The organism is Streptomyces sp. NPDC007162, from assembly GCF_040634175.1.
Taxonomy (GTDB): Bacteria; Actinomycetota; Actinomycetes; order Streptomycetales; family Streptomycetaceae; genus Streptomyces.
The window spans coordinates 1-7071 of sequence record NZ_JBEYFC010000464.1; the positions used below are offsets into that span (position 1 = coordinate 1).

Annotated in this window: 6 protein-coding genes and 2 pseudogenes; 4 read left to right on the forward strand and 4 right to left on the reverse strand. The window is 73.0% G+C overall.

What is annotated here, in order from left to right:
* Positions 1-652: ANTAR domain-containing protein (locus ABZ646_RS36050; protein ID WP_360528682.1), on the forward strand; the 652-nt coding region annotated here is incomplete at its 5' end.
* Between the two features lie 319 nt (positions 653-971).
* Here ABZ646_RS36050 and ABZ646_RS36055 read toward each other — a convergent pair.
* Complete coding sequence (locus ABZ646_RS36055) at positions 972-1823, reverse strand: GAF and ANTAR domain-containing protein (RefSeq protein WP_360528685.1); 852 nt, start codon at positions 1821-1823, stop codon at positions 972-974.
* A gap of 199 nt (positions 1824-2022) precedes the next feature.
* On the opposite strand from ABZ646_RS36055, the pseudogene ABZ646_RS36060 reads away from it, so the two are divergent.
* Positions 2023-2199, forward strand: a pseudogene (locus ABZ646_RS36060) (ornithine decarboxylase); the annotation flags it as partial.
* Positions 2200-2244: pseudogene (locus ABZ646_RS36065) on the forward strand (hypothetical protein); the annotation flags it as partial.
* A gap of 120 nt (positions 2245-2364) precedes the next feature.
* On the opposite strand, the gene ABZ646_RS36070 reads toward ABZ646_RS36065, so the two are convergent.
* Positions 2365-2691, reverse strand: coding sequence for a plasmid stabilization protein (locus ABZ646_RS36070; protein WP_360528688.1), 327 nt, complete (start codon positions 2689-2691; stop codon positions 2365-2367).
* 211 nt (positions 2692-2902) lie between these two features.
* Here ABZ646_RS36070 and ABZ646_RS36075 point away from each other — a divergent pair, with 211 nt between their 5' ends.
* Entirely contained in the window at positions 2903-4027 is a 1125-nt protein-coding gene (locus tag ABZ646_RS36075; protein WP_360528691.1) for an aromatic acid exporter family protein, read from the forward strand.
* On the opposite strand, the gene ABZ646_RS36080 is transcribed toward ABZ646_RS36075, so the two are convergent.
* The gene (locus ABZ646_RS36080; RefSeq protein WP_360528694.1) at positions 4017-4544 is read right to left on the reverse strand and encodes a hypothetical protein; all 528 of its coding nucleotides are present in this window, start codon (positions 4542-4544) and stop codon (positions 4017-4019) included. The genes ABZ646_RS36075 and ABZ646_RS36080 overlap by 11 nt on opposite strands.
* A 134-nt stretch (positions 4545-4678) precedes the next feature.
* A complete protein-coding gene (locus tag ABZ646_RS36085) occupies positions 4679-6958 on the reverse strand; it encodes a catalase (RefSeq protein ID WP_360528697.1) in 2280 nt (759 codons plus the stop codon).
* Positions 6959-7071: the final 113 nt, after the last annotated feature.

Genomic DNA, 7071 nt, shown 5'->3' on the forward strand with positions numbered 1-7071 from the left:
GGCCGGGAAGCGGGTGACCGTCGCCGTGGGCGGTGAGTACCGCCTCGACGACAGCCGGGACCTCCAGCACGCTCTGCACGACGCCCTCGGGCGCGCCGCCGAGGGCGTGGACCTGGACCTTTCCGGGTTGACGTTCGCGGACTGCTCCGCGCTCAACGTGTTGCTGGCCGTGCGGGGTCAGGCCGCCACGATGGACAAGACGGTCGCCCTCACCGCCGCCAGTCCGGCCGCGGAACGGCTGCTGACGTACACGGACACCTACTCCCTCTTCGTGGCCCGGGGTGACTCCTCCGGCCCGGCCGCAGTCGGGTTCGAAGGCCTGCTCCAGACCGAGGTCGTCCAGCTCAGGCGGGCTCTGCGGACGCGCCCGGACATAGACCTGGCCCGCGGCATCCTCATGGCCGGCTTCGGGCTGAACGCCGAGCAGGCGTGGGAGGTGCTGGTCACGGCGTCGCAGCACACCAACATCAAACTGCATCAGCTGGCGAGGGACGTGGTGACGACCGTGGAGGGCGTGTCGCTGCCGGAACGGGTCCGGCGGGAGCTGACCGCCGCCGTCTCGCGAGTACGCGGGGCCGGTGACCGGCCGCAGGACGGGGGCCGGTCGGACGCGCGGCGGGAGACGGTGTGCCAGGGGCGGGGACACGCGTAGACGGCTCAGTCGTCGCCCCTGACGATGTTCCACTCGGTGCCGGCGCGCGCGCCCGGTGAGGCACTCCGGTCAGCCACCGCCGCGACGCACGTACGTACCCCCTTGCGCGGGAGGCGACGTGCCTTCGCCCAGCCGGTCTTCGTCACTCGGAGGGCCGGTTTCTCTGCGGTTCGCCTGGTCACGGCGTCTCATCTTCTCTCTGTGCGTCGCCTGTCCCACCGGGTTGCCCCCAGCCCCACGACGAAACGCCGGCCACCGCGGTCACTGGCGGCCAGGACGGTGGCGTGCCGGGTGCGGAAGCCCTGCTGCTGTTCGCGGTTCATGACCGTTCATCGTCCGGTCCGTCGTCGCCGGTGTCACGCCGGCCTTGCTGGTCGCCAGGCCCGCCGTCCGCCTCCGGCCGGAAGCGGGTCCTGCGGGCGACGACGTCCCGGGCCACCTCGGTGACCGTACGTCCGTCGACGAAGGCACGGGCCCGCATACGGTCCAGAGCCTCCTCCGGGTCCGCGTCGAGCTGCACCATCATGATGCCGATCGCCTGGTAGACCTCGCTGTGCTCGGCCTCGGACGCCTCCACCCACGACGCCACCCCCTCTTCGGGCGCCCGTTCGCCCATGTCGTGGCGGGAATGCAGATCCATCACGGCGAACGTGACCGCGTCCCGTGCCCACAGGGCGATGCCCAGCTCGCGGTCCGAAAGACCGCCGGGCCGGTCCCGGTACAGATCGAGGGTGCCGATCGCCGCGCCGCCCACGCCCAGCGGTAGGGAGAACACCGCCCGCACTCCCAGTTCCACGGCCTGACGTGCGAAGATCGGCCATCGTCGGCCGTCCGGGCCGCCGCCGAGATCGACCGCCAGCACCGGGGCGCCCCCGTCCAGCGCGGACTGACACGGGCCGTCGCCCAGCGTGTACTGCGCCTCCGCGAGCTGCGACGCCACCTCGTCACTGACGCACCAGGTGGCCCGCACCGTCCGTCCTCCGGAGATCGACACCGAGGCGCCAGTGACCGGCAGCAGCCCCACGCAGGCACGGCACAACGCCTCCGGCGCCTTCTGCGCCTCGACGCCCCGGGCCGCGGCGGAGAGTGCCTCGATGACGCGGAGCCTCTCCTCCGCCGCGGACGGTTCGCCGCCGTCGCCGGACGAGCGTGCGGAGGGGTCAGCTGTCATGGTCATCACCTCCCTGTGGGAGAGAACGGTCGGCAGACATGATCACGTGCCGCCGTTCGTGCCCGGCACCAGGTCCCGCGGCCATGACACCTCCGTCCTTCCGTCACCCCGCTCGGTCCCGCACGAATGCCTGCCGGGTACCCCACCGCAGGACCGGGCAACGGGCGTACGGCCGGTCGTCGTGGGAACTCCGGCCCCCATGCGTCCTCCTCATGACGAAGCACCCGTGCTGGATGCCCTCGCGCGCTGTCGCGACGACCCGCGGGCCCGGGCGATCCTGGGCGACGCGGTCTTCCACGGTGACGTCCTGTGGAACGGAGGACCGGACGACCGGCTGTCCCGGGGCCGGGTACTGGAGCGGGCCGAGCAGCTGCTGATGATCACGCCCTGTCCGCCGGGAATCCCCGTCGTGCTCCCCGGGGAACGCCTCACCGAGCCCGTCCTGCGCTACCTGAGCACCGGAGCGGCGGCAGGCCCTGACGGGCGCTGCGCCCGCGGCCGTGGGGTCGTCCCGTGGCCGCGGGGCAGGTCTGTCCCGGTCTCAGCGGCCGAGCGCGTTCTGCAGCTGCTCCTTGGTCATCGAGGAACGGCCGTGGATGTCGCGCTTCTTGGCCTCTTCGTACAGCTGGTCCCTGGTCGGGCCCTGCGCACCGCTGTGCGAGCGCTCCCCGCCACGCTGGGAGGCGGACTTGGGGTCACGGGTCGAGGTCTTGCTCGCGCTCTTCGACTCGCCCGACCGCGCGCGCTCCTTGTCGACGGTCCGGGCGGCGATCTCCTCGGCCCGCCCGGCGGACTCGCCCCGGTCCTGGGCGCTCTTCTTGATGTGCTCGTACTGCCGTTCCCGCTTGGCACTCGATCCGGCAGGCATCACGCTTCTCCTCACTGCTCTCGGCTGTTCTCGCGGACGGTCACGGGGCCCGCTGCTCGGGTTGCCGAGGGCTGGACATGCCGGTCCCGTCCCGCTGTCGTCCTGCCGTCCGCCTCACCGCGGACGGGTCGAGGTCCCGAGTTCCCCGAAGGCCCCGTCCGACCCGCGGGTGCCGGTGGTTGTCCCCGCCCGGACGAGGTACCGGGGGTCCATGAGTTTCGTCCGCTTCACCACCGGTGAGCTGCGTGCGGTCGGCCGCTCGGTCCGCAGGTCGGTGACCGAGCGCGGCCCGGAGCGGGAGACGGCGGTGCAGTCGCTGAAGGCGGCGGCCGCCGCGGTCCTCGCCTGGGCGCTGGCCGGCTGGTGGTGGCACGCCCCGTTCGCCCTCCTGGCGCCGTGGACCGCCCTCTTCCTCGTCCAGGACACCGTCTACCGTTCCCTCGTCTCGGCGTTGCAGCAGTTCGCCGTGGTCGTGCTGGGCACCCTGCTGGCCGCCCTCGCGGGGGTCGTCACCGGCGACACCCTGGCCGCGCTCGCCCTCGCCCTGCCGGCCACCGTCCTCCTGGGCACGTACGCCCGCTTCGGCGCCCAGGGGCTCTACGCCCCCACCGCCGCCCTGTTCGTCATCGCCTACGGCACCTACGGACCGATGGACATCGTCCACCGGCTGCTGGAGACCGCTCTCGGGGCCGTGGTGGGCCTGAGCGTCAACGCTCTCGTGCTGCCCCCCGTCCACGACCGCCGGGTCCGGAGGCTGCGGCACCAGCTGGCCGCCGAGAGCGCCCGGCTGCTCACCGACGCCGCGGACCGGCTGGCCGAGGGGGAGGCGACGGACGAGCCGGACGACTGGGACGACCGGGCCCGCTGGCTGGGCGACGTCCTCACCGATCTGCGGGCGGCCCGCCGCTGGTCCGACGAAAGCCTGCGGCTCAACCCCCTGCGACGGCTGCGGCGCCACACGGACCCCGAACCGGTGGGCGCACCGCCGCCCGCCGTGGCGGACACCGCGTGGTACGACATCACCGACCGGCTGCTCGCGCTGATGCGCTCCCTCATGGACATCGAGACGCGCCCTGAGGCCGTCCCCCCGGACGCCCGCGATCCGCTCCTGGCGTTCCTGCGCGCCGCCGCCCTCGCGGTGGGGCCCCACGAGCAGGGCCCGCACCACGGCGAGCCGGCCGGACTCGACGCCGCGCGCCGGGCCCACCGGGAGCTCATCGACCGCCTCGCCTCACCAGGAGCCCTCGACGCCGAACAGGCAACGCTGCGCAGCGCCTCGGGACACCTGCTCGCGGCCCTGGAACGCGCTCGCCCCGACTCCGCCGTCAGCCGGTGAGCAACACGTTCCGCACGGCCCTGACCCGGAGCTCCTCCAGGGTGCTCAGCTGCTGTTCGGCCCGTGCGAGCAGCCGGTCGAGCTCCCGCTCGTCGAGGCGGTCGTCGGCCTCGGCCAGGGACCGCAGGGTCCGCCAGCCGAGTTCCTTGCCCGTCACCCCGAGCCGGAGGAACTCGAGTTCGACGACCAGCGTCAGGGGGGACGGCCGCACGAGGCGCCCATTGCTCTTGAGCCGCCCGAGCCGCTCGGCCACACCGGCCGCCGCGACCGTGTACCGGCGTGCCGGTATGCCGAGGCCGCGCATGATGCGCAGCAGACTCGTACGGTCCTCGGTGATCTCGCCCGCGAGGTTCCGCAGCGGTTCCGCGAACGGCGGGTCACTGTGCGACCGGGACATGAACCGGGCGCGTCCGGTCCCGGCGGTGGCCCCGGCGAGGTGGTCGTTGAGGTAGATCCCGAGCAGGTCCGTGCGGACCCGGCGGACCCCGGGGCGGGTCCCCGGCATCGATGTCGTCATGGCTCGCTGCCTCGCTTCCTGCCGCCCGCACGATGCGACGGCCCCGCACGAGTACCCGGCACCCCACATCGGAACGGCCGAACGCGACCCGCGTGCCGGCGGCGGACCCCGGTCCGGGGCCCGCCGCCAGGGCGTCATACCTGGGCGGGGAAGCGTTCCCAGACGCGGTGTTCGCCCAGGAGGGCGATGACCTGCTGAAGGGCTTCCGGGCCGCCGTCGCCCACGATCACGCCGGGCGCGTCGGCGGGCACGCCCGCCCCTTCCAGGGCGGTCTCGGCGCCCTTCCAGCCGCCGATCGCCTTGCCGTGCCGGAAGGTCTCGTTCAGCAGCAGCGCCACCCGGGGGTCGTGGCCGGGCCGGTGGCCGTTGCCCGTACCCGCCTTGGCGTCCCGGGCACCGTACGCGTCGTCACCGAGGCCCGGCGCGCCGGCGACCAGGACGGCGTCGAACTCCACCGACCGGGCGGTGGCGTAGGTGCGGTGCACCGGCAGCTCGCCGTCGCCGTCTCCCAGGAAACCCCCGGTCGGGGCCACCACCAGCGGCACCATGCCCGCCGCGTCCACGGCGTCCCGCACGGCGCGTACGCCGTCCAGGTCGCCGTCCGGGCCGGTGACGATGCCGACGATCCGGCCCTCGGTGGGCCAGGTCCGGCCGATCTGGGACAGCGCGGGGCTGGGCGCCACGTCGGCGAGCGGCACGGTCGGCTCCGGCGCGGGCAGCCCCAGACCGGCGGCGACCTGCGCGCACAGTTCCGGGTCGATGTTGGCGAGCACCTGGAGCCCGCGTTCCCTGACGGCCGGTTCGTAGCACTTGGCGAGTTCGAAGGTGTAGGCGCCGATGATGTGCTCGCGTTCCACCGGGCTCATGCTGAGCCAGAACCGGCGAGGCTGGCTGAAGTGGTCCGCGAACGACTCCGGTGCTTCCCGTACCTTCCTCGAAGCGGGGACGGACACCGGGGCCTCGACGTATGCGCCGAGGTCCGCGCCCGGGGCGAACGGGCAGCCGCCGTCGAGGGAGTTGGGGCGGTAGGGGGCGACGCCCCGGTGCACGGCGGTCTGGTGCATGCCGTCGCGCAGCATGTCGTTGACGGGCGCGTGCGTCCGGTTGATCGGCAGCTGGGCGAAGTTGGGGCCGCCGAGACGGGTGATCTGGGTGTCGAGGTAGGAGAAGAGGCGGCCGGCGAGCAGCGGGTCGTCGGTGACGTCGATGCCGGGCACCAGGTGGCCGACGTGGAAGGCGACCTGCTCGGTCTCCGCGAAGAAGTTCGACGGGTTGCGGTTGAGGGTCAGCAGCCCGATCGGCTGCACCGGCGCGAGCTCCTCGGGGACCAGGTTGGTCGGGTCGAGGAGGTCGATGCCCTCGAAGGTCTGGTTCTCGGTGTCCGGGAAGGTCTGGATGCCGAACTCCCACTGGGGGTAGGCGCCCGCCTCGATGGCGTCGGCGAGGTCCCGGCGGTGGAAGTCCGGGTCGACGCCGTTGATGATCTGCGCCTCCTCCCACACCAGGGAGTGCACGCCGAGCTTCGGCTTCCAGTGGAACTTCACGAGCATGGTCGCACCCTTGGCGTCGACCAGGCGGAAGGTGTGCACGCCGAAGCCCTCCATGGTCCGGTACGACCGCGGGATGCCCCGGTCGGACATGTTCCACAGCGTGTGGTGGGTGGCCTCGGTGTGCAGCGTGACGAAGTCCCAGAAGGTGTCGTGCGCGCTCTGCGCCTGCGGGATCTCCCGGTCCGGGTGCGGTTTGGCGGCGTGCACGACGTCCGGGAACTTGATGGCGTCCTGGATGAAGAAGACCGGCATGTTGTTGCCGACCAGGTCGAAGACGCCCTCGCCGGTGTAGAACTTGGTGGCGAAGCCGCGGGTGTCCCGTACCGTGTCGGCCGATCCCCGGGACCCGAGCACGGTGGAGAACCGTACGAAGACCGGTGTCTGGACGTCCTTGGCGAGGAACGCCGCCTTCGTCACCGAGGCGGCCGTCCCGTAGCTCTGGAACACGCCGTGCGCGCCGGCGCCCCGGGCGTGCACCACCCGCTCCGGGATCCGCTCGTGGTCGAAGTGCATGATTTTCTCGCGCAGATGGTGGTCCTGCAACAGGACCGGACCGCGCGGGCCCGCCTTCAGCGAGTGGTCGGTGTCGGGGCGGCGATGCCCCTGGGCGTCCGTGAGATGACTGCCCGCCTGTGCCACCCGGTCCCGGCCGGCCCCGGTCGGCTGCCCGGTCGGCGAGTAGGTGTCCGGGCCGCTCTGGTCCGGCTTCGGCGGCAGCGGACCACGCGCCTCGGTCGGTTCCGCGACCGGGGGAGAATCGGGCCCCGGCTTGCCGGGGACGTCGCCGACGGGGCCCGTGTGGTCGCCGCGCAGCGCGTCGGAGACCTTCTCGGCCGCTCGCTTGAGGGGATTGCTCTCGCCTATGGGTACCAGCCCTTCGCCTGAGGGGCCGCGCGCCGCGGCGCGCGGCCCGGGTCGTGACGAGCGCCGGCCTCGCTCGGGCACCAAGTACACCGCCGACGACGATGACACGACCC